The organism is Streptomyces sp. ML-6 (assembly GCF_030116705.1).
Classification (GTDB): Bacteria; Actinomycetota; Actinomycetes; order Streptomycetales; family Streptomycetaceae; genus Streptomyces.
The window spans coordinates 5,281,634-5,303,018 of sequence record NZ_JAOTIK010000001.1 but is presented as its reverse complement, the minus strand read 5'-3'; the positions used below and the strand labels follow the sequence as shown (position 1 = coordinate 5,303,018).

The window sequence follows — 21,385 nt, the reverse complement described above, 5'->3', positions numbered from 1 at the left end:
GGCTGGACCGTGCGGGACCAGGGCTTTTCGTCCGCTCCGGGGCGGATCGGACCCCTCGGGCGCGTCATGATCCGAACCTGGGCCCCTGGACCCTCGGCCCCGGTCGGACACTCCAGTACGGTGGCCCCGTGTCCCGGACCGTCTCTTCCACCAGCCGCCCCACCGGCCGCAGCCGCCTCTTCCGCATCACGGCGGCTCTTCTCGTGCTCGCCGCGCTCGGCGGCTATCTGGCCGTTCAGTACATCACCGGCAGCAAGCTCGTCGAGGGCTGCATGGTGGAGTCCGCCGACGGTTCGGACGGCGGGGCCCGTACGTACCGGATGAGCCCCGAGCAGGCGTCCAACGCCGCGACGATCTCGGCGGTCGGCGCCTCGCGCGGGATGCCGGAGCGCGCCGTGACGATCGCGCTGGCCACCGCGCTCCAGGAGTCCGGGCTGCGCAACATCGAGTACGGCGACCGGGACTCGCTGGGCCTGTTCCAGCAGCGTCCCTCGCAGGGCTGGGGCACGGAGGAGCAGATCCTGGACCCGGTCTACTCCGCCGGTGAGTTCTACCGGCACTTGGCGAAGGTCCCCGGCTACTCGCGGCTGCCGCTGACCGTCGCCGCGCAGCGGGTCCAGCGCAGCGGTTTCCCGCAGGCGTACGCGAAGCACGAGCCGGACGCGGCGCTGCTGGCGGCGGCGCTGACCGGCCGGGCGCCCGCCTCGCTGAACTGCGTGCCGCCGCGGGCGGCGGGCGCGAAGGCGGACCCGGCGAAGGTGCGCTCGGAGCTGGTGCGCGCCTTCGGCAAGGACGTGCTGCCCGCGCAGGGGGTCACTTCGGCGGACGGGAAGTCCGCGGCCGGGGCGCCGGCGGCGGGCACGATCTCGGTGCCGGTGCGCGCGACCCGGGCGTCCGGGGGCGGCGGGAAGGAAGCGGACCGGCGCGGCTGGGAGCTCGCGCACTGGGCGGTCGCGCGCTCCGAGGCGCTCCGGATCGACGAGGTGTCCTACGCGGACCGGGTGTGGGAGGCCGGGGCGGGCTGGCGGACGGAACGCAAGGAATCGGGCACCACCAAGGTCCGGATCGGGCTCGCGCAGTAGTTCGCCCGATCGCCCGCAACGGTCATCCGGGGCGTCCCGGCCGTTCCTCCGCACGGACCGCCACGGCCTCCCCCGTCACTTCCTGAGAGAACGTCAATTTCCTTGCGGTACAAGGGGAGTGACGGCTCATCCACCCAGTCGGAAAATCGTGGACCGACCGGATTCCGCCGCCGCGCACCGTGCGGTGCGTTACCGACTCTTTACCTCGGCCCACCGCAACCTCTCCCGCCCTCACGACGGTTGTCATTGCGTCCGATCAACGGACAGACAGATTCCTCACCCCGTCGAAGGAGCATCATGTCCCTCCCCCTGACCCGCCGGATCGCCCGTGCCGCGCTGCTGATCGCCGCAGGCGCCGCCCCCGTGGTCGGCGCGGCCGGAACCGCGGGTGCCGCGACGCTTCCGCAGGCCCCGGACCTCGGCGGTCTGACCACCGTCGACGGAGCCGGCCTCGGCGAGGTGACGGACGGCGCCGGTCTCGGCAAGGCGGTCGACGGCGCGTCCCGGCAGGGTGCCGAAACGGCGAACGAGACCGGCGGCAAGCTCGTCGGCACGGCCCTGCCGGTCGCGAGCAGGACCGTCGGCGAGGCCGGCACCCAGGCGGCCCCCACCGTGCAGAAGGCCGCGGGCGGCCTCGCGGGCAACGCGGGCGAGACCCTCGGCGGCGCGGCCGAGGGCGGCCTGCCGCTCGGCTGACCCGCCTGACCCGCCCCGGCCACCGGCCGGCGCACCACGCGTGAGGGGCCTCGGGACGCGCTGCGTTCCCGAGGCCCCTCACGCGCGTACGGCGGACCGACCGCGAACCGTTCAGGACCGGCCAGGGGCTGATCCGGACCGGCCATGAGCCCGTCCGATCCGACCACAAGCGGGTCCCACCACAAGCTGGGCCGACCACACGCCCGGCCGGTCCGGATCGCTCGCCTACGGCGCCAGGCGCTTGACCGCCGCCGCGACCCGCTCGTCCGTCGCCGTGAACGCCACGCGCACGAAGCGGTCGCCGGCCGGGCCGTAGAAGTCGCCCGGCGCCACCAGGATGCCGAGCTCCGCCAGGTACGCCACGGTCTCCCAGCACGGTTCGTCGCGGGTGGCCCACAGGTAGAGGCTGGCCTCGCTGTGCTCGATCCGGAAGCCGTGCGCCTCCAGGGCCGCGCGCAGGGCCGTGCGCCGTTCCGCGTACCGCTCGCGCTGTTCGGCGACGTGCGCGTCGTCGCCGAGCGCCGCGACCGTCGCCGCCTGGACCGGGGCGGGCGTCATCATTCCGCCGTGCTTGCGGATCAGCAGCAGCTCGCCCAGCACGGCCGGGTCGCCCGCGATGAAGGCGGCCCGGTACCCGGCCAGGTTGGAGCGCTTGGAGAGCGAGTGGACGGCGATCACGCCGTCGTACGTGCCGCCGCAGACGTCCGGGTGCAGCACGGAGACCGGCTCGGCCTCCCAGCCCAGTTCCAGGTAGCACTCGTCGCTGAGGACCAGCACCTCGTGCTCGCGGGCCCAGGCGACGATCCGGGTCAGTTCGTCCTTGGCCAGGACGCGGCCGGTCGGGTTGGACGGCGAGTTCAGCCAGAGCAGCTTCAGCCCGGCCGGGTCCAGCTCGGTCGGGTCGTCGTAGACGACGGGCTCGGCGCCGCAGAGCCGGGCACCCACCTCGTACGTGGGGTAGGCGAGCCGCGGGTACGCCACCCGGTCGCCCGCGCCGAGGCCGAGCTGGGTCGGCAGCCAGGCCACCAGCTCCTTGGAGCCGACGACCGGCAGGACGTTCTCGTGCGCCACTCCGACCGCGCCGAGCCGCCGCTCCAGCCAGCCGGTGATCGCGTCGCGCAGCTCGGCGGTCCCCCACACCGTCGGATAGCCGGGGCTGTCGGCGGCGGCGACGAGCGCCTGCTGGACCAGCGCGGGCACCGGGTCGACGGGCGTGCCGACGGACAGGTCCACGATGCCGTCGGGGTGCCCCGCGGCCGTCGACTTGTAGGGGGCGAGCTTGTCCCACGGGAAGACCGGGAGACGGGAGGAGACTCGGGAGGAGACTGCGGACACGGAATCTCTCTGCTTTCTCGTACGGGGGCTTTCTCGTACGGGGACTTTCTCGTACGGGCCGCCGGGGCGCCGGGCACCCGTCACCCGGGTGCGAAAACGCCTCGGCCCCGCACGGTGACGAGCCGTACGGGACCGGGGCGGTGCGCGTGGCGTCCGCCGACTACTGGTTCTGCGGCGGGAGCGCGGCGATGAACGCGTGGTCGCGCTCGATCAGGCCCAGCTTGGAGGCACCACCCGGCGACCCGAGGTCGTCGAAGAACTCGACGTTCGCCTTGTAGTAGTCCTTCCACTCGTCCGGAGTGTCGTCCTCGTAGAAGATCGCCTCGACCGGGCACACCGGCTCACAGGCTCCACAGTCGACACACTCGTCCGGGTGGATGTACAAGGACCGCTGGCCCTCGTAGATGCAGTCGACGGGGCACTCTTCGATGCAGGCCTTGTCCTTCACGTCGACACAAGGCTGCGCGATGACGTAGGTCACGCTGTCGTTCCTCCTCGGTAGGGCGTTGGCTCTCGCGCGGGAGCGCGGCGTCGTCGATGCCCACCTCTAGTATCTCCGTTCCGGGGCACGAACCGAACAGGAGGGGCACACAGAGCTGTGGAATTCACCATCGGCGGACAGCTCGAGGTCCGCATCACACCGGCTGACGTGGGCAAACGTGTATCAGTCCGGCGTGTGTGCGAGACCGGCCCTCAAGGCGTGAAGTTCACGGACACCGTCGGGGTTCTCACATCATGGGACAACGGTGTGCTCTCGATCACACGGAAGAACGGTGAATCCGTCCGGATCGACGAGTCCGCGTTGGTCGCGGGCAAGGTCGTGCCGGCGGCTCCGGCCCGCCGCCGCGGTCCCGCCGCCTCCTTCGAGGAACTGTCCGCCGTCTGTGCCCGTGCCTGGCCGCCGGTGGAGAGCGAACCGCTGGGCGACTGGCGGCTGCGCGCCGCGCGGGGGTTCACCCGGCGCGCCAACTCCGTGCTGCCGCTCGGTGATCCGGGCATGCCGCTCGACGAGGCGCTCCGGCGCGTCGAGCAGTGGTACGGGGAGCGGGGCCTGCCCGCGTACGTCCAGGCCGCGACCGGCGCCGAGGGCACCCAGGAGCTGCTCTGCGCGGAGCTGGAGGAGCGCGGCTGGCGGCGCGAGGTGACGACGGAGGTGCGGACCGCCGCGCTGGCGCCGATCGGCGACCTGGCGGCGGACGTGTCGCGGGTACGGGTGGGCCGGGACCTCGACGAGGCGTGGCTCTCCCGCTACCAGCGCTTCGAGACGCCGGGCCCGCACGTCCTCCAGGTGCTGCGCGGCGGCCCGTCGGTGTGGTTCGCCTCGGTACCGGCCGACGACGCCGAAGCCCGAACCGAAGCCGAAACCGAAGCCGAAACCACAGCCGAAACCCGGACCGAAGCCCACACCACAGCCGGGGGGAGCGTCCCGCCCGCCGCGATCGGCCGGTGCGCGGTGGACGGCCGGTGGGCGGGCTTCATGGCCGTCGAGGTCGATCCGGCACACCGGCGCCGGGGGCTGGCCACCGCCGTGATGACCGCGCTCGCCCGCCGGGCCCTGGACGAGGGCGCGTCGGCGGCGTGGCTCCAGGTGGAGTCGGACAACGAGGGCGCCCGGGCGATGTACGAGGACATGGGGTTCGCGGTCCACCACCTGTACCACCACTTCCGGCACTTCCCGTCGGCGTGACGGAGGCGGACGATCCCGATGAACCCTCACCGAGGCGGACGATCCCGATGAACCCTCACCACCACGAACCGTCGGACCGCCCCGGCCCCGACGAGTTGCGCAGGCGGTTCGCCGAGGAGGCGCGCGAGGAGCGGCCCGATCTCGCGCTGCTCTGCCTGCTGCTGGGCGCGGTGGCCGATCCCTCGCTGGGCGAGCACGGGATCGACGCGGCGCAGATCGAGCTGGACGAGCTGGCGGGCCGGCTTCCCTACGGGGTGCGGGGCGGCCGGGCCTGGGCCTCGGCCCTCGCCGAGCTGCTCGGTGAGCAGTGCGGCTTCGCGGGCTCGTCGGCGGACTACCAACGGCTGGAGTCGTCACTGCTGCACGAGGTGCTGCGGCGGCGCCGGGGGCTGCCGATCCTGCTGTCCGTGGTGTGGATCGAGGTGGCGCGGCGGGCCGGGGCCCCGGTGTACGGGGTGGCGCTGCCCGGCCATTTCATCGTCGGTTTCGGCGACCCGGACGAGCGGGTGCTGGCCGATCCGTTCGACGGCGGCCGGCCGCTGTCCGGTCAGGACGCGGAGCTGCTGGCGGCGGGGGCGACCGGACGGCCGCTCGACGAGTCGATGCTGGTGCCCGCGCAGACCCTGGACATCGTGCTGCGCATCCTGAACAACATCAGGGCCTGGGCCGCGAACCGGCCGGAGCGCACGGACGTGGCGCTGTGGGCCGTGGACCTCTCGCTGCTGCTGCCCTCGCACCCCGCCAGACTGCGCTACGAGCGCGCCCAGCTGCTCGTGCAGAGCGGGCAGTTCCTGCGCGGGGCGGTGGAGATGGAGGAGTACGCGGACGTGGTCGCCGCGGTCGAGCCCGCGACGGCGGAAGAGGTACGGCGCCGGGCGCGGGCCGCGCGGTCCTTGCTGAACTAGGCCGGCCTGTCCGCGCCCCGGGGCGATCCGCCCTCCGAGGGGCCCCGGCCCCGGCCCCCGTCTCCGCCCCCGGTCCCGACCACTTCCGGCCACCCGAAAGCAAGCAGCTCAGCGGTGGCGAGTCATCCGCCACCGCACGTCACGGACCGGGATCGGGAACCGTCCGCACGAAGAATCCGACGGGCCGCCAGAACCTCCCCACCCGGCGAACCCTCGACCCACCACACACGACCTGACATCAACTTCCCTCAGCCAAAGCCCTGTTGACGGAAAACAAGGAATCCGGGCGGACCGGCCGCCGAGCGTGCCGACGAACTGACACACCGGCAAACGGGTGGTCCGCCGCCGCCCAAACCTCACGCGGCGCTGCGTGCAGTCCAACGGGTGATTATCGGCCAGGCGCCACCCGAAGAGAGCAGGGCGTAGCTCCAATGCGCCTCTCCCCGATGGCGCGGATCGGCATTCCGGCTGACGGTGGATCACGTCGCCACTGCGCCACCTTGAGTCGACAGCCCGTCACTCTTCGCAGTTGCGGCGGAAGGAATGTGTTCAGATGCGCTCTGCCCGCACACTGTTCGCTTCGGCCGCTGTCACAGCGGTCCTCGCCATCACCGGCCCGGCCGCCTACGCCATGGCGGCATCCGACGACTCCGGCCACGACAGCGGTTACTCGTCCTCGCACGGGGACGACTACGGGAAGTCCGACTACGACCGCGGCGGTGACCGCGGCGGCTACGGCGGCCACGACAAGGGTGGCAAGGACGACTACGACAAGGGCGGCAAGGGCGGCCACGGCAAGCCCTGGGGCGGCGTCCACACCGGCGGCGGCTTCATGGCCTCCGTTCCCACGGGTGACGACGAGGGTGGCCGCGGTGGCTACGGCGACCACGACAAGGGTGGCAAGGACGACGAGGGTGGCTACGGCGACTACGACAAGGGCGGCAAGGACGACGAGGGCGGCTACGGCGACCGCGGCGGTGACCGTGGCGGTTACGGCGACCACGACAAGGGCGGCAAGGACGACTACGACAAGGGTGGCAAGGGCGGCCACGGCGACAAGCCCCGCGGCGGTGTCCACGCCGGTGGCGGCTTCATGGCCTCGGTGATCACCGGCGACGAGGAGGGCGGTCGCGGCGGCTACGGCGACCACGACAAGGGCGGCAAGGACGACTACGACAAGGGTGGCAAGGACGACGAGGGCGGCTACGGCGACCGCGGCGGTGACCGTGGCGGTTACGGCGACCACGACAAGGGCGGCTACGGCGGCCACGGCGACAAGCCCCGCGGCGGTGTCCACGCCGGTGGCGGCGGCATGGCGATGACCGGTGGCGGTCTGGCCGCCGGCTCGGCGCTGCTCCTCGGTGGTGTCGGCGTCGGCGCGTACAAGCTGCGCCGCCGGTCGACGGGTGGCGCGATGGCCTGACCGGGCCCGCTCACCGTCCGAACGGCACGTTGTCGCGGCCGTCGCCCCCTCGGGGCGGCGGTCGCGGCGGCTGCGTTTCCCCGAACAAATCCCCGAGGGGTCCCGGGCCCGCGCGACCCGGCCCCCTCCCCCCTCCCCCTCACGTACGCACCCGCGCCCTCAGCACCGCACGACTGAACCGAAAGGCACGTTCCCATGGCCGCCCCGCAGTCGACCGGCTCCACCTCCATCCGGACTGCCTCCCGAACCACACTGGGCCGCGCCCTGATGTGGCCCGCCGTGACAGCCGGTGTCGGCGTCCTCCTCATCTACAACTCCTTCGGCACCGCGGCCGACGACAAACCACCCGCCCCGCCCGCAGCCGTCGCGTCCGCCTCGCCCTCGGCCGTCGCCTCCCCCACGCCCGAGATCCTCGGCTCCCACGCCGCCCCCGCCCCGCTCCCCCCGTCGCCGACCACCGTCGGCCCGACCATGCCGCGTTCCGTCCCCAAGCGGCTGAGCATCCCGGCCATCGGCGTCAACGCCCCGTTCACCGACCTGTCCCTCGGCCCCAACGGCCAGCTGGACGCGCCGCCCCCCGACGACAGCAACCTGGTCGGCTGGTACAAGGACGGCGCCACCCCCGGCGAGCGCGGCGCCTCGATCGTGGCGGGTCACGTGGACACGATGACCGGCCCGGCCGTGTTCCTCCAGCTCCAGCACCTCAAGCCCGGCGCCAAGGTGGACGTCACCCGCGCGGACGGCTCCGTCGCCACGTTCAAGGTCGACTCCGTCGAGCAGTTCAGCAAGGCGAACTTCCCCGACGACCGGGTCTACGCCGACACCAACTCCGCCCAGTTGCGCCTGATCACCTGCGGCGGCGCGTACGACAAGACCGCCAAGGACTACAAGGACAACGTGGTGGCCTTCGCCCACCTCGACACCTTCAAGGAAGGCTGAGCCGACGACGTCCGTCCATGGTCGTCGGCACTCCCGGCACAACCATCCGCCGGATCACGACGTCGTACGGGGCAGTGCGGAACCTTTTCCGTACTGCCCCGACCGACGTACCGAGCACCGGAGTTGATCCACGTGCCTGTTCTTTCCCCCCACCGTCGGCTGGCGATCGCGACCGGTGTCGCCCTGGTCGCAGGAGCCCTCGCCGCGCCCGTGGGGCACGCCGCCGCGCAGTCCTCCGCCCCCACCGCGCGGTCGTCCGCGTCCACCGCACAGCCGTCCCTCGCCGCCGCGAGCACGCCGAGCCCCGAGCGGCTGCGCGACGACTTCAACGGCGACGGCTACCCGGACGTCGCCGTCGGCGCCCCCATGGCCACCACCGTCGTCGGCTCGGAAGAGGGCGCGGGCGCCGTGAGCGTCCTGTTCGGCGGCCCCGGCGGCCTGTCCTCCGCCCGAAAGCAGGTGCTGACCTGGCCGGACCGCTCCGGCATCGAGGGAGGCAGCGACGCCCGTTACGGTACGGGGCTGCGCAGCGCCGACCTGAACGCCGACGGCTACGCGGACCTCGTCAGCCGCCTCTGGGCGAACATCCCCGGCGACCAGGGCACGGTCCTGTCCGTCAACTGGGGCAGCGCGTCCGGCCTTTCGAAGAACGCCACGGTCCTCGCCCCCGTCCCCGGCGAGCAGACCGACGCCACCGGCGACCTGGACGTGGGCGATGTGGACGGCGACGGCCACGCCGACATCGCGGTGGGCGACGTACGGCGCGGCGGCCACGTCCTGCACGGCCCGGTCAGCCGTACGGGCAAGCCGAGCCGGATCAGCTCGTTCTCGGTCGACGGCACGGCCGTGCTCGACACCTCGGAGATCGCCGTCGGCGACGTGACCGGCGACGGCGTGGGCGACCTGGTGATCCTCGGCTTCGCCGAGGACGGCCCGTGGGCACAGCACACGTACCTGCTGAAGGGCAGCCGCACCACCGGTTTCGCCGCACCGGTCGAGATCAAGGACGCGGACGGCGCCGGGGTCGGGGGTGTCAGTGTGGGCATCGCCGACCTGGACAAGGACGGCCACGGGGACGTCGTCATCGGGCGCGGCGACGAGTGGTCGCACGCCGACACCCCGGTGAAGAAGGGCGGCGCGCTCTTCGTCTCGTACGGCGGCCCGAAGGGGCAGAGCACCACCCGGAAGCCCGTCTGGATCAACCAGGACACCGAGGGCGTCTCGGGCACGGCCGAGGCCCACGACCGGATGGGGTACAGCCTGGCGCTGGGCGACACGGACGGCGACACCTACCCCGACATCGCCGTGGGCCTGCCCGGCGAACGGATCAACGGCATCTCCGACGCCGGCCGGGTCCTGGTGTTCAAGGGCGGCCCGAAGGGCGTGAGCGGCGCGGGTTCCAAGGAGTTCGGCCAGTACACGGCCGGGGTTCCGGGTGTCGCCGAGGCGGGCGACCAGTTCGGCGAGGCCGTCGCGCTGGGCGACTACGACCGCAACGGCCGTACGGAGATGGTGGTCGGCGCCCCCTCGGAGAACAACAGCAAGGGCGCCCTGTGGATCTTCGGCACGGACCCCACCGGGATCGTCGCCAAGGGCTCCGTCTCGTTCGGCGCGGCCACGCTCGGCGCCCCGACCAACTCGTCCCGCTTCAGCGAGACGCTGACGGACTGACACATAAAGCGTGCGGGGGCTGTTCGGCCCCCGCACACCACACCGTCACACCAGCACCGTCACACCAGACGGTCACCCTTGACCGCCGTCACGAACGGCGTCCAGGCCGAGGCCGCGAAGACGACGGCCGGACCGTGCGGGTTCTTGCTGTCACGTACGGGGACGCAGGCGGTGCAGGCGTCGTTCACTTCGAGGCAGTCGCCGCCGTTGTCGCCGCTGTACGAGGACTTGCGCCAGGACGCGTACGCCTCGCTGATCTCCAGGCAGTCGCCGCTGGTGCCGCCGCTGTACGAGGACTTGCGCCAGGCGGGCAGGACCGAGGCGTCCGGAACGATGGACTCACTGCGCTTCATGCTCGTATTCCTCCGCAACCGAACGGATGAGGGCCAGGGACTCCCGGTGTGAGAGCGCATCCCCCAGTGCGTGATCGTAGGCCACCTGACAATCACGCACTGCTGACGGATTCTCCCAGACCCGCCCCGACTTGAGCCCTTCGGTGTAGGCAACGGGCGGCAGATCCTCGAACCACATCAGGGAGACCAGCCCCTCCAACAGCGCGTGGTAGCCCGCCGAGAACGGCAGGACGTGCACCCGTACACGTCGACGCTCTCCGAACTCCACGACATGTCGCAGCTGTTCGGCCATCAGGGCCGGACCACCAATGGGGCGGCGCAGCACCGCCTCGTCGATCAGCACCCACACCACGGGCGACTGGAAGTTGTCGAGGATGCGGGCGCGCTTCAGACGTGTGACGAGCAGCCTGTCACGTTCCTCGTCGCTCTTGGGCGGGAAGCCGGAGCTCAGCACCTCGCGGGCGTACGCCTCCGTTTGGAGCAGGCCAGGAATCAGCTTGGGTTCGTACAGCCGGAGCACTGTCGCCTGCTTCTCGAACTCCGCAGCGGCCTCGAAGTGTTCGGCAACACCCGGTGTCTCCTCCAGCACGGGCAGGAACCTCACGAAGAACCCACCCACCTCCAACACCTGGTCCAGCCGTTCGGCGTCCTCCGGTGAGGGCAGCCGCCGCCCCGCCTCCATGTGGGCAAGGTGTGTGCGGGACAGGAACGCACGTTGGCTCAACTGCTCCTGCGTCAGCCCCGCCACTTCCCGGCGACTGCGCAATTCCTTGCCGTACAGGACCCGGGCTTCTGGAATCTCCTCGCTGGCCACCGGCAACTCCCCCATGTGCGAAGCGCATCGTCACGCTGAACCCTCTGGCGAGCGTAGCCGCAAGTAGCTCACCCTGTGACATGAATCACCCACACAGAGTGAAGCGAACCAAGAGGAAGCGCCATGACAACACCCTTCGGACAGAACGCCTACGTCGCCCACACCGGTACCGACGTCTACGGCCCCGGCAAGGTCATCGGGGTGGACGGGGCCCTCCGGCGGGTCCGGTTCGTACATTTCGTGGCGACCATCAACGCGGGCGATCTGCGCGCGGCGTCACCCGAGGAGACGCACGTGATCCAGGCGTGGATCAAGCGGAAGCAGGAGCGCTACGGGGGAGAGTGGTGATCCGCTGAAGTGACCCTGCGTGCGCGAATGTTCATGTACGGTGACCAATGAAGCGGCCCCCATCGCCGGGTGCAACCAGCGACAAGGGCCTTCACCGCCAGTTCCCGACACGACAGGAACACGAACGATGCTTCGGCATGTTATCGCGCCCTTGCGCCACTTCTCTCAGATCTCCAACGAGATCCTGCGGCATCCCCGGCTGTCGTCCGACGCCGTCCGCATCCTCACCTGGCAACTTTCCCTCCCGCCGGGCGCCGCGGAGTCCCTTTCCCGCACCGCCACCCGTGCCGGTATCGGGAAGGGCGCCTTCAACCGGGCCAAGGCCCAGCTCAAGGGGGAGGGATTCGTGCACGAGTGGCGACAGCAGGGGCTGCGCGGCCTCTGGTCCACCGTGCAGCTGGTCTCCTCCGTGCCGCTGACCGCCGAGGAAGCCCTCGCCGTACGCAACGGGCGCCCGACGGCCGCCGAGCGCACCGAGCATCCGACGGCCGCCTGTCCGGCCGCCGGTGAGCCGAAGGGTCGGGGCGCCGGTCGTCATCCCGAAAAGACCACGGTGGGAAACACCTCCACCCCTCCCCCGCCCCCGCCTCCGCCTGCGGATTCCGGATCCGAGCCCGGATCCGAATCCGAATGCGAACCCGAACGTGACCGCGAGGCGCGGGAGTTGGTCGACAGCATCACGGCCCTGGACCCCCGGCTGACCGTGCCGCGCGGCATGGTCCCGCAGCTGGTGGCGCTCGCCTCCGAGTGGCTGAGCCTCGGGCACACCGCCGACGACGTACGCGGCCAGGTCCGGCGCGGGCTGCCGGGGCGCGAACGGGCCATCCACCGTCCCGGCGGCCTCCTGCGGTACCTGCTCAGCGAACCGGGGCCCGTGACGCCACCGACTGCGCCTTCGGCAACCCCCGCACCGCCGCCGCCCCGCCTGCCCGCGATGCGCGAGTGCGCCGGGCCCCGTCACATGCAGCCGATGCTGTTCACCCCGGAAGGGGACGAGGAGCTGTGCGCCGTGTGCCGGGACGCGTCGCCCCTCCAGGAGTCGGCAGCGGTGGCGGCCACGGCACGCGGCGCAGCCGCCGTACGGGCCGGGCTGGCCGGGCGGCGGACCGCCGCCCGTCACTGACCCGACCGCACCGGCTCCCGCGGGTTGCGGTCGACGATCCGCCGCACCGTGTCCTCCGCACCGTTCGCGCTGTATGCGCCGTCCGCCACCATGGCGCCCAGCCTGCGGAGGCACGGAGAAGCGTTCCTCAACTCACCTTGTCCGGTGATCAGTTCACGCCACAGCAGACGCACTGCCGCTCAGGACCGTCCGGGGTTCCGGGTGTCCGCGGTCCGGGCGGCTGCGTTCCGAGTCGGCTTCGGTCCGGGCGGCTGCGTTCCGAGCCGGCTTCGCCGCAACGGCGGGAGGGGCGGCGCGGCGACCATGTCGCGCGGCGCTAGCATCGGCACTCTGCCAACCACTGGAGTTTGCCGCTATGTCGTTGCCGCGTATCGGGGTCGTCATCGTGACCATGGGCACCCGCCCACGGGAACTGGATGCTCTTCTCACCTCGGTGGAGAAGCAGGACGTACCGGCGGCCCGCGTGGTACTGATCGGCAACGCGACGCCCCTCATCGATGTGGACGTGGCGGAGAACGTGACCAAGGTTCCTCTCGACGAGAACCTGGGCTGCCCGGGGGGCCGCAACGTCGGTCTGGAGCTGCTGCGCGACTCCGGCGACGTCGATGTCGTCGTCGAGCTGGACGACGACGGCCTGCTCATCGACACGGGCGTGTTCCGGAAGGTCCAGGAACTGTTCGCGTCCGACCCGCGGCTCGGGATCGTCGGCTTCCGGGTCGCCGACGAGCACGGGCACACCGAACGGCGCTGGATTCCCCGGCTGCGCGCCGACGACCCGGTGCGTCGGGGCCTGGTGACGGCGTTCCTCGGCGGCGGGCACGCCTTCTCCGTACCGATGCTCAGGCAGACCGGGCTGTGGGCCGGGGAGTTCTTCTTCGGGCACGAGGAGTCCGACCTGGCATGGCGTGCGCTCGACGAGGGCTGGAAGATCCTGTACGAGCCCGATCTCGTCCTCCAGCACCCGAAGACCTCCCCGGCACGGCACGCGGTCTACTACCGGTTCACGGCGCGCAACCGCGTATGGCTGGCACGCCGCCGCCTCCCGGTGCCGCTGATCCCGGTCTACCTCGGCGTGTGGACCCTGATCACCATGATCCGCATGCGCTCCTTGAGCGGCGCGAAGGCGTGGTGGGGCGGCTTCGCCGAGGGCGTGCGGACGTCGTGCGGCCCGCGCAAGGCGATGAAGTGGCGCACGGTGTGGCGCATGACCCGCTTGGGCCGCCCGCCGATCCTCTGACCTCTGGTCACATGGTGTTGACGATGAGCCCGATGTGGGTGAAGTAGTTCAGTGCGCCGAAGAACAGGAAGGCGAGGCCGGCCAGCCCCCAGGCGACTCCGATGACCGTGCTCATCCATGTCCTGGGCCGCCGCAGCGCGAACGGGAAGAGGACCGCGCCGATACCGACCAGGACGTACAGCCCGGACATGAAGCTCGCCTCCAGAAGCGGCCACTCCGCGAACTCACCGGAGATGGGTTCTTCCGGCGGGGCGGCGAAGAGGGTGTACTTCCAGCCTGCGGCGGCGATGCCGAAGCAGGCGAGCCCCATGCCGAAGACGAACACGGAAATGGGCGCGGCGATCTGGGCCGTACGGGTGACGCGGTCGTCGCCGAGGAGTTCGGCGCCCCGCTTCCAGAGGTAGAAGGCGGCGGCGAGCAGAAATACGCCGAAGGCCAGGGCCGGCTCACCGAAGATGACGTTGTCGAACGGAAAACCCTGCCCGGCGAGCGGCCAGGTCAGGGTCATGTGGAGACCGGTGGTGACGAGGGTGAAGCCGAGGGCGCCGAAGGCCAGCGCCCATCCCTCGGGGGCGATGGCGCTCCGTGAGGTGAGGAACTGACGCCCCAGCACCACCAGGAGCAGAAGTCCGGCACCGGCGGCCACGGACATGATCGTGTTGTAGGTCGGCATCCGAGTCCAGTCGATCTTCAGGCCGGATGCGGCGAGCGGCGCGACGTACTGCATCATTCCCGCAGAATAACCATCAATTCACCTTTTGTGCTTTATGTACCTTTTGGACCTGTCGCCAAAAATTGACCACTTGCCAGGAAGGCACCCCCTCCGGCCGCGAACTGCAAACAAGCCCCCCACGTCGCCCGGAACCGCTCAGATCATGTTTCACCACGTCACAAGCGAGCCAAGGTTGGCCAATTGACGGTTTGCTGATTGCACCAGCGACGCCCGGGTTGATAGAGATGACCATGCGAACGGTTGTTCGCCGTGCGTGGGGCCGGGGTCGCGGGGACGAGAGGCAGGGGGCTTGCCGTGGTGGGGTGGGACATCAGGCCGCAGGGGGTTCAGGGCCAGTTGAAGGTGGTCGGCGGGCATGCCGGTGATCTGCAGAAGGCCCTGACGGCGATGCTGGAGACGGTGTCGGAGGCGGCGCGGGCGGCGGGGACGGCGGTGCCGGGGCCGCAGGCGTCCACTCCTGTGCAGGGTCCGGTCGTCCCGGGGAGTGCGCCGTTGTCGCGTGCGGCGATGGGTCCGGTGGCCGCGGCGCTGGGCGAGTTCCTGCAAGGGCGTGACCGGGACTTCCGGTCGATGGCCGAGCGCACGGAGGCGTCGGTGCTGGGGGCGGCGGAGGCGACGGGCGCGTACTGCCGGGGTGACCTGGAGGCGGCCGAGCACGCGCAGAACGCGGCACGGGCGGTGCGGCTGGACCTGCTCAGGCGCGGCGGGGAGGGGCGGTGAGCGGGCCGGGACCGGTCGACCCGGTCGGCATACCCGTCTTCACCGGTGACCTGGCGCTGCTGGACACCCAGGTGACGGCCTTGTCGGGTCATGGGGAGAGGATCGCGGAGGCGGCCGGGGACGTGCACCGCAGCTTCGGCGGGCTGAGCGCCTTCTACAAGGCGCCGGAGGCGGAGCGGCTGTTCGCGACGACCGGCCCGGTCGCGGCGAAGGGCCGGTCGCTCAGTGAGGACCTGGGCGTGATCGCCGGGGCGCTGAGCACGTACTCGGACGATGCGTTTCCGTTGGTGGAGCGGCTGAAGGAGCTGAAGCGGGACGCGGTGGCCTTCCGGGTGAAGGTGGACGGCGACGACGAGTGGCATGAGGACGGGGACCTGGTCGAGGAGAACAGGCGGCGCCGGGGCGAGATCGCGGAGGTGTGGACCGCGTTCCAGGAGGTGGAACGGGCCTGCCACGCCAAGATCGTCGCCCTGGTCGGCGGGACTCCCCTGAAGACGGGGGACGGGTCGGGCAGGCCGGGCACCTACGGGTACGACGCCGAGGTGCTGAAGCAGGCCAAGTCCCTGCCATGGGGGGAGGCGGTCGAGGAGTCCACGCCGTGGTGGCAGGTGTGGGAGCACGCCTACGACTTCGGCAAGGGCTTCCTCGTCGACGGGGTCTGGGGCACCCTCAAGGGCCTGGGCACCCTGGCCGGCTTTGACGGCGGGGACGCGGCGAAGGAGGCCTGGACCGGGCTGGCGAAACTCGCCACCGGCCTCTCCCCCGCCGCCCAGCTCGCCCTGCGCGCCCTGCCCGGCGACCACTCCGCGTGGCTGCGCGACTCCGGCACCGCGGTGAAGGAGACCGGCAAGGCTTTGATCGCCTGGGACCAGTGGGGCTCCAACCCCTCCCGCGCGGCCGGAGCGGTCACCTTCAACGTCCTGACCACCGTCTTCACCGGCGGCACCGGCGGCGCGGCCTCGGGCGCCGGCAAGGCCGGCCTGGCCGCCAAGGCCCTCTCTCTCACCAGCAGGACCGCCCGCGCGGTCGACCCCATGACCTACCTCTTCAAGGGCGCGGGCGCCGGCCTGACCCGCATCGGCGACGCCCTGGCCGGCCTGAAGGGCCTGAGCGGGTTCGAGGTCCCGGCCATCGCCGTGGACGGCGCCCTCGCCCTGCCCGAAGGCGCCGCCCACCTCCCCGACGGAACGATCCACCTCCCCCCGGGCGCGGCGGTCCCGGACGGGGCAACCAAACTCCCCGACGGCACCCTCCGCCTCCCCGAGGGCACCACCACCTTCCCCCCGGGCACCGTCAAACTCACCGGGGACGGCCCGTCACAGTTCCTGACCCCCGACGGCAGCCTCTACAACGCCGCGGGCGACCTCATCCAACACGCCAAGGACGCCCCGACAGGCAACCCGGCCACCCCGGCCCCGGCCGAGATCCCCGAACGCGAACTGGTGAGCGTCGGCAGCCGCAACCCCGACGACACAACCCGCCTGGGCAGCGACACCTCCGACCCCCTCCACACGAGCGACCCCACCCCGGCCCCCCACCCGGACCACACCCCCGGCGGCCACGCGCCCGCCCACATGCCCACGAACAACCTGGACACCACCCCCCGAGGCGGCCACAACGACGGCCCCTCGGGCGCCGAACACGGCGACGGCCCTCCCGGCACCAGCAGTCACACGGACGCCCCCGGCGGCGGCCACCACGAGCCCCCGTCCACGGGCGGCGAAACCCGTCTCCCGGAAAGCCCGGGCACAGGCGGCCTGGACGACGCAGCACACGGCGCGGATGATGCGGCGCAGCCGACGGACCCCAAGGCGGTCGATGAACGCATTAAGGAGTTGGACGACCGGCAGGGAGGGCAGGGCCATGCGCCAGGCCGACACCTCTACCCGAACGACCAAGTCCTGACGGACCGGCTCGGCACAGTTCTCCGAGACAGTAACGGGGCGCCAAAACTCTACGGGCCGAACTCGAACTATCCGGGGCTGGTAAAGTCCGAAAACAACGTTGACCCATTGACCGGCACTACGGTGGACGGTGTGACCGGCGGCATACACCGAGTCGGCGCGTTCGCGACACGTTTTGACAACGCGGAAGACATGGTGCGCGCCGATGCCTACTTCCGTGAAGAGATGGCGCGCACCGGAAGTGAGCCGATGGAGACATCGATCAGTGATGTGCTCGGGCCTGGTGCCGAGAAACGATTCACGGGCTACTATCGCGACCCCGCCAACCTGAACGAGTTCAAGCCGGTGAACTTCGAGGGTGGAACCATCGTGCCCGTATACCGACTGCTCCCCGACGGGCAATACCGCCTGCACACCATGTTCGCCAACCCGGCCCCCGGTCGGCATCCATAGAGAAAGATTTTTGATGGAAGCACGTTTCAAGAATTTCATCAGAGTGAACCTGGATCTTGAGCGAGGATATGAGACGAATGGTGACCTGAGACCCACTTTGTTGAGCTTCAGCGACTCCTACGTTGATTTGATTCGTACAGGATTCGAGGAGATCATTTCGGATGACTCCTTCGGGCCAGCCGAATATGAACGACTGACTGATATTGAATTTCCCGACAGAGAAACCCTGCAAGCCTATCTTCGCGGCATGTATGATTATTTGTTCAATGACGCACCGGAGCAGCCACTGCCGCCCGGTTAGCCGACGGATTCAAGCGGTGAGAGCATCAAGCAGCGCTTAGGGCCTGCCGGGAAATGACTTGTTGTCGAACATCCTGACTGCGCCGGGATGCCAAGAGCCAGAACACGCAAGTTATTTCCCGGCAGGCCCTTATGGGCGCGGACTCAGTCCCACGGCCGCACTGATCGAGCTCAGGGATGTACCGAACGCCCCGGTGGCAGGGGGGCCGGGCAGGGAAGCGCCCCTGGAGTGCGGACTCTCCCGGCAGCCAGGGGGCCGAGGTCGTCCGCCTCTGCCGGCAACTGGCTGTCCGCGTTCTGGCTCGCCGTCATCTGCCGTGAGCAGCAGCGGATGACGCAGTTGTGCGAGATCCCGCTGGAACGGCTGCGGGCCCCGGAGGGGGCGTACGACGAGTACATCTACCACTGGGTCGACACCCTGCAGACCTACTGGCTCCGCCGCCCCGGCCTGGCGGAGAAACTCACCACCACGATCGAGATGACGGACCCCGCCATCGCCCGGATCGCCCCCCTCGACCTGCTGCAGGGACAGCTCTATCCGCCCATCAACCTCTTCCACCACTTCGTCACCAGGGACACCGAAGGCTTCACCCCCGCCCTGATCGAAACCCTGAAACTCCACCAGGCCTACTGGACCCTCACCGAAGAACGCACCACCGACATCGACGGCAGCATCGCACTCGCCCCCCCTCGCCATCGCCTGCCTCGCACACGACAGCAAATTCCCCATCGGTGTCGAATCCGATTACCTCCCCCAACACCTCCTCCAGCACAGTTGGCTCGGCGAATTCCCCACGTGAGTCCCCGGTTATGCCGCAGCAGGCGGGACGAGGCAGCGGGATCGCGGTCTCCGGCTCAGCTCAGGTCCCCGCCGGGTCGTCGTCGCCGGAGGTGGCGGCCGGACCCTGCTGGCCGAACCGTGCCAGGTAGTGCCACACCCTCTTGACCGCCTGGGGGTCGAAGCGGTCGTCGTGGGTGGCTTCTCCGAGGATGCGGGGGTCGAGTACGCCGTCGACGGCGATCTTCGTGCCCAGGTCGACGTACTCCTGGCCCCGGTAGTCGGGGTGGCGGTGGAGTTCCTCGACCGTGAGGCGGAAGCCGGGGTGCCACTCCACCGGGCAGCCGAGGCGCAGGGCCGCGGCCTCGACGGTCGTGTTCCGGTAGGAGGGGTCCAGGACCAGGGCCTCCACATGGCGGTCCGGGCGGGTCAGGCGGACCGGGCCGTGCACCTGGGCCTCGATGTAGTCGTCGAGGTCGTCCTGCTGATCGGCGAGAGCGAGGCCGATGAGTCCCATGCGGTGTGCGACGCCGAAATCCGAGGGCTCCAGGAAACTGTCCGGGTAACAGAACGTGGTCCGCTCCAGTGTCCCGGCCGCCAGCCGGAAATGAGCGGAGCCGAATCGCGGGGCCCCGCCGACCGGCTTCCGGCGGAAGTTCAACGCCCCGTAGACGGGGCGCTCATGGGCGGCTGCCTTGTCGTACGCCCCGTTGAAGATCCGGCTCTCCCAGCGCCACCGGTCGCCTCCGGGGTGCGCGGTCAGCCCGCCGTTGCTGGTTCCCGTGACGAACTGCGAGCAGTAGACGCCGTCCTCGGCCATCGCGTCCAGTATCGACGTGCCGTGTATCAGGCGGTCCGGATGGAAGTTGAGGGTCACCCGGAGCGCCGGATCCATCGGAGGGCCCGAGGCCAGTTCCGCGACATGAGCGAGGGCCAGTTCCTGCGACGTCCGGGAGGACGGGAAGGACGGGGAGGATGAGAAGGGCGGGGAAGATGGGGATGTCATTCGCACAGTGTTTCCCCACGTGGCCGGTCCGCGCACGCAAATTGTCCGTCGGCTCCGGACCCGGCCCGGTTCTACAGCCAGCCCTTCTCGCGGGCGATGCGGACCGCCTCCGCGCGGTTGCGGGCCGCCAGTTTCTGGATGGCCATGGAGAGATAGTTGCGCACCGTCCCCTGGGACAGGTGGAGGGCGGCGGCGATCTCCGTGTTGGTGGAGCCGTCCGCCGCCGCCCGCAGCACGTCGCGTTCGCGGTCGGTGAGCGGGCTCGCCCCGTCGGCGAGGGCCGCCGCCGCGAGCGTCGGGTCGATGACGCGTTCCCCGGCGAGCACCTTCCGTACCGCGGCGGCCAGTTCGGCGGCCGGGGCGTCCTTCACCAGGAAGGCGTCGGCACCCGACTCCATGGCCCGGCGCAGGTAGCCGGGGCGGCCGAAGGTGGTGACGACGACGACCTTCACGGCCGGGAACTCGCGCCGCAGGGCGGCCGTCGCCTCGATTCCGGTCATGCCCGGCATCTCGATGTCCAGGAGTGCCACATCGATGTCGTGCGCGTGGGCGGCGGCCACCACCTCGTCCCCACGGGCGACCTGGGCCACCACCTCGATGTCGGGTTCCAGGCCGAGAAGCGCCGCCAGGGCCTCGCGCACCATGGACTGGTCCTCGGCCAGAAGGAGTCTGATCATGCTCATTCGTCGGATCCTAGGCCGGAGCCGAGCGGAACGGTCAGGGTCAGCGTGAAGCCTTTGCCCGAACCGGAGTTGGTTCTGCCGGAACCGGAGTTGGTTCTGCCCGAGCCGGGGCCGGATGTGCCCGGACCGGGGCCGGATCTGCCCGACCGGGTGGTCAGCGTGCCGTCGACCGTGGCGAGGCGTTCGCCGATGCCGGTGAGCCCGTTGCCCGGTGTGGTGCCCGAGGCGCCGACGCCGTCGTCCGAGACGGCGAGTTCGAGGACCTTGCCGTCCAGGGTCTGGCGCCGGGTGAGGGTGACCGTGCAGTGGCGGGCCCCGCTGTGCCGTACGACGTTCGTGACGGCCTCCCGCAGCGCCCAGGCGAGCACCTCCTCCGGCTTCTCGGGGAGGTCGTCGGGGACCTCGGCCGGGACGTCGGCCGCGATGCCCGCGGCGGCCAGTGCCGTACGGGCGCCCGCGAGTTCGCCGGGGAGCGTGGGGCGGCGGTAGCCGGTGACCGCGCTGCGCACGTCGAGCAGGGCCTGGCGGCTGACCTGCTCGATGTCCGCGACCTGGGCGGCGGCCCGCTCCGGATGGTCCGGGAGCATCCGGCCGGCCAGCTCGCTCTTGAGCGTGATCAGGGAGAGCGAGTGGCCGAGCAGGTCGTGCAGGTCACGGGCCAGCCTGAGCCGCTCCTCGTTGGCGGCGAGCTGGGCGACGGTGGCGCGGGCCTCGCGCAGCTCGATCGTCGTACGGATCAGCTGGCGCACCCCCGTCATCGAGAACCCGCCGAGCAGCGCGGGGAAGATCAGGGCCGTGATGATCTCGCGGGGGTGGTCGTCCGTCAGCCCGATGACCACCATGACCGGCACGACGGCGGGGACCAGCCAACGGGCCGTGCGCAGTGGCAGGGTGGCGCCGACGGAGACCGACACGTACACGAAGAGCACCAGCCACGAGGTGCCGAGCGTCAGGATGAGGACGGTGGAGAGGAGCCCGAGGAAGGCGATCGAGGTGTGGACGACGCGTCGGTCCAGGGGCCGGCTCGTGTGGCGGAAGACCAGGAGCAGGTAGGCCCCCACGAAGGTGAGCAGGCCGAGCCAGCCCAGTGCCGTCCCCCACGGGGTGTGGTGGCCGCCCGCCAGGTCCTTGACCGGGGCGTTCATGAACGCGAGCCAGATGCCGATCCAGAGCAGCTTGATCCAGAACTGCTTGC

22 protein-coding genes and 1 pseudogene are annotated in these 21,385 nt (G+C 70.8%); 15 read left to right on the top strand and 8 right to left on the bottom strand.

All coding sequences use genetic code 11. From position 1 onward, the window contains the following. The first annotated feature begins 128 nt into the window (after positions 1 to 128). Positions 129 to 1,082 carry a hypothetical protein gene (locus OCT49_RS23615; RefSeq protein ID WP_502963410.1) on the top strand — a complete coding sequence of 318 codons (954 nt, stop codon included), beginning with the start codon at positions 129 to 131 and terminating at the stop codon, positions 1,080 to 1,082. Positions 1,083 to 1,379: 297 nt separating this feature from the next. Beyond that, positions 1,380 to 1,778 (top strand): ATP-binding protein, encoded by a 399-nt coding sequence (locus tag OCT49_RS23610; protein ID WP_283853834.1) that lies wholly within the window; start codon positions 1,380 to 1,382, stop codon positions 1,776 to 1,778. A 225-nt stretch (positions 1,779 to 2,003) separates the two neighbouring features. On the opposite strand, the gene dapC is transcribed toward OCT49_RS23610, so the two are convergent. Together dapC and fdxA are read right to left on the bottom strand one after the other, a co-directional pair. Further along, positions 2,004 to 3,113 (bottom strand): succinyldiaminopimelate transaminase, encoded by a 1,110-nt coding sequence (gene dapC, locus OCT49_RS23605; RefSeq protein WP_283853833.1) that lies wholly within the window; start codon positions 3,111 to 3,113, stop codon positions 2,004 to 2,006. 160 nt (positions 3,114 to 3,273) lie between these two features. Then, positions 3,274 to 3,594, bottom strand: coding sequence for a ferredoxin (gene fdxA, locus OCT49_RS23600; protein WP_018105475.1), 321 nt, complete (start codon positions 3,592 to 3,594; stop codon positions 3,274 to 3,276). Positions 3,595 to 3,711: 117 nt separating this feature from the next. Here fdxA and OCT49_RS23595 point away from each other — a divergent pair, with 117 nt between their 5' ends. The 5 genes from OCT49_RS23595 (at position 3,712) to OCT49_RS23575 (ending at position 9,738) form a co-directional block, all read left to right on the top strand. Then, positions 3,712 to 4,800, top strand: coding sequence for a GNAT family N-acetyltransferase (locus tag OCT49_RS23595; protein WP_283853832.1), 1,089 nt, complete (start codon positions 3,712 to 3,714; stop codon positions 4,798 to 4,800). A 47-nt stretch (positions 4,801 to 4,847) separates the two neighbouring features. Further along, the gene (locus OCT49_RS23590) at positions 4,848 to 5,705 is read left to right on the top strand and encodes a transglutaminase-like and tetratricopeptide repeat-containing protein (protein ID WP_283853831.1); all 858 of its coding nucleotides are present in this window, start codon (positions 4,848 to 4,850) and stop codon (positions 5,703 to 5,705) included. Positions 5,706 to 6,258: 553 nt separating this feature from the next. Further along, complete coding sequence (locus OCT49_RS23585) at positions 6,259 to 7,128, top strand: hypothetical protein (protein WP_283853830.1); 870 nt, start codon at positions 6,259 to 6,261, stop codon at positions 7,126 to 7,128. A 195-nt stretch (positions 7,129 to 7,323) separates the two neighbouring features. Continuing rightward, positions 7,324 to 8,067, top strand: coding sequence for a class F sortase (locus OCT49_RS23580; protein WP_283853829.1), 744 nt, complete (start codon positions 7,324 to 7,326; stop codon positions 8,065 to 8,067). 132 nt (positions 8,068 to 8,199) lie between these two features. Next, entirely contained in the window at positions 8,200 to 9,738 is a 1,539-nt protein-coding gene (locus OCT49_RS23575) for an FG-GAP-like repeat-containing protein (RefSeq protein WP_283853828.1), read from the top strand. A gap of 59 nt (positions 9,739 to 9,797) precedes the next feature. On the opposite strand, the gene OCT49_RS23570 is transcribed toward OCT49_RS23575, so the two are convergent. Continuing rightward, positions 9,798 to 10,091 (bottom strand): DUF397 domain-containing protein, encoded by a 294-nt coding sequence (locus tag OCT49_RS23570; protein WP_283853827.1) that lies wholly within the window; start codon positions 10,089 to 10,091, stop codon positions 9,798 to 9,800. Next, positions 10,078 to 10,905 (bottom strand): helix-turn-helix domain-containing protein, encoded by an 828-nt coding sequence (locus OCT49_RS23565; protein WP_283853826.1) that lies wholly within the window; start codon positions 10,903 to 10,905, stop codon positions 10,078 to 10,080. The genes OCT49_RS23570 and OCT49_RS23565 overlap by 14 nt, the downstream gene beginning before the upstream one ends. Before the next feature lie 123 nt (positions 10,906 to 11,028). On the opposite strand from OCT49_RS23565, the gene OCT49_RS23560 reads away from it, so the two are divergent. From OCT49_RS23560 to OCT49_RS23550, 3 genes are all read left to right on the top strand, one after another. Then, entirely contained in the window at positions 11,029 to 11,253 is a 225-nt protein-coding gene (locus tag OCT49_RS23560) for a hypothetical protein (protein ID WP_283853825.1), read from the top strand. 127 nt (positions 11,254 to 11,380) lie between these two features. Continuing rightward, the gene (locus OCT49_RS23555; protein ID WP_283853824.1) at positions 11,381 to 12,376 is read left to right on the top strand and encodes a hypothetical protein; all 996 of its coding nucleotides are present in this window, start codon (positions 11,381 to 11,383) and stop codon (positions 12,374 to 12,376) included. A 355-nt stretch (positions 12,377 to 12,731) separates the two neighbouring features. Further along, positions 12,732 to 13,613, top strand: coding sequence for a glycosyltransferase family 2 protein (locus OCT49_RS23550; RefSeq protein ID WP_283853823.1), 882 nt, complete (start codon positions 12,732 to 12,734; stop codon positions 13,611 to 13,613). Positions 13,614 to 13,620: 7 nt separating this feature from the next. Here OCT49_RS23550 and OCT49_RS23545 read toward each other — a convergent pair whose 3' ends face one another. Beyond that, a complete protein-coding gene (locus OCT49_RS23545) occupies positions 13,621 to 14,343 on the bottom strand; it encodes a DUF981 family protein (protein WP_283853822.1) in 723 nt (240 codons plus the stop codon). A 297-nt stretch (positions 14,344 to 14,640) separates the two neighbouring features. Here OCT49_RS23545 and OCT49_RS23540 point away from each other — a divergent pair, with 297 nt between their 5' ends. From OCT49_RS23540 to OCT49_RS39845, 5 genes and pseudogenes are all read left to right on the top strand, one after another. Next, positions 14,641 to 15,066, top strand: a complete 426-nt coding sequence (locus tag OCT49_RS23540) for a DUF6507 family protein (RefSeq protein WP_283853821.1) — start codon at positions 14,641 to 14,643, stop codon at positions 15,064 to 15,066. Then, on the top strand, positions 15,063 to 17,423 hold the full coding sequence (locus OCT49_RS23535) for a hypothetical protein (RefSeq protein ID WP_283853820.1): 2,361 nt from the start codon (positions 15,063 to 15,065) through the stop codon (positions 17,421 to 17,423). The genes OCT49_RS23540 and OCT49_RS23535 overlap by 4 nt, the downstream gene beginning before the upstream one ends. Positions 17,424 to 17,436: 13 nt before the next feature. Continuing rightward, positions 17,437 to 17,724, top strand: a complete 288-nt coding sequence (locus OCT49_RS23530) for a hypothetical protein (RefSeq protein ID WP_283853819.1) — start codon at positions 17,437 to 17,439, stop codon at positions 17,722 to 17,724. Between the two features lie 87 nt (positions 17,725 to 17,811). Next, positions 17,812 to 18,348, top strand: a pseudogene (locus OCT49_RS39850) (immunity 49 family protein); the annotation flags it as partial. Between the two features lie 70 nt (positions 18,349 to 18,418). Further along, positions 18,419 to 18,523 carry a hypothetical protein gene (locus tag OCT49_RS39845; protein WP_349632832.1) on the top strand — a complete coding sequence of 35 codons (105 nt, stop codon included), beginning with the start codon at positions 18,419 to 18,421 and terminating at the stop codon, positions 18,521 to 18,523. 60 nt (positions 18,524 to 18,583) lie between these two features. Here the strand turns inward: OCT49_RS39845 and OCT49_RS23520 are convergent, their stop codons facing one another. The 3 genes from OCT49_RS23520 to OCT49_RS23510 all read right to left on the bottom strand — a co-directional run bounded on the left by OCT49_RS23520 (position 18,584) and on the right by OCT49_RS23510 (position 21,335). Continuing rightward, on the bottom strand, positions 18,584 to 19,396 hold the full coding sequence (locus OCT49_RS23520) for a DUF3626 domain-containing protein (RefSeq protein ID WP_283855914.1): 813 nt from the start codon (positions 19,394 to 19,396) through the stop codon (positions 18,584 to 18,586). A 182-nt stretch (positions 19,397 to 19,578) separates the two neighbouring features. Continuing rightward, positions 19,579 to 20,190 carry a response regulator transcription factor gene (locus OCT49_RS23515; RefSeq protein WP_283853818.1) on the bottom strand — a complete coding sequence of 204 codons (612 nt, stop codon included), beginning with the start codon at positions 20,188 to 20,190 and terminating at the stop codon, positions 19,579 to 19,581. Then, positions 20,187 to 21,335, bottom strand: coding sequence for a sensor histidine kinase (locus OCT49_RS23510; protein WP_502963409.1), 1,149 nt, complete (start codon positions 21,333 to 21,335; stop codon positions 20,187 to 20,189). Before OCT49_RS23510 ends, OCT49_RS23515 begins: the two co-directional genes overlap by 4 nt. Positions 21,336 to 21,385 lie beyond the last annotated feature (50 nt).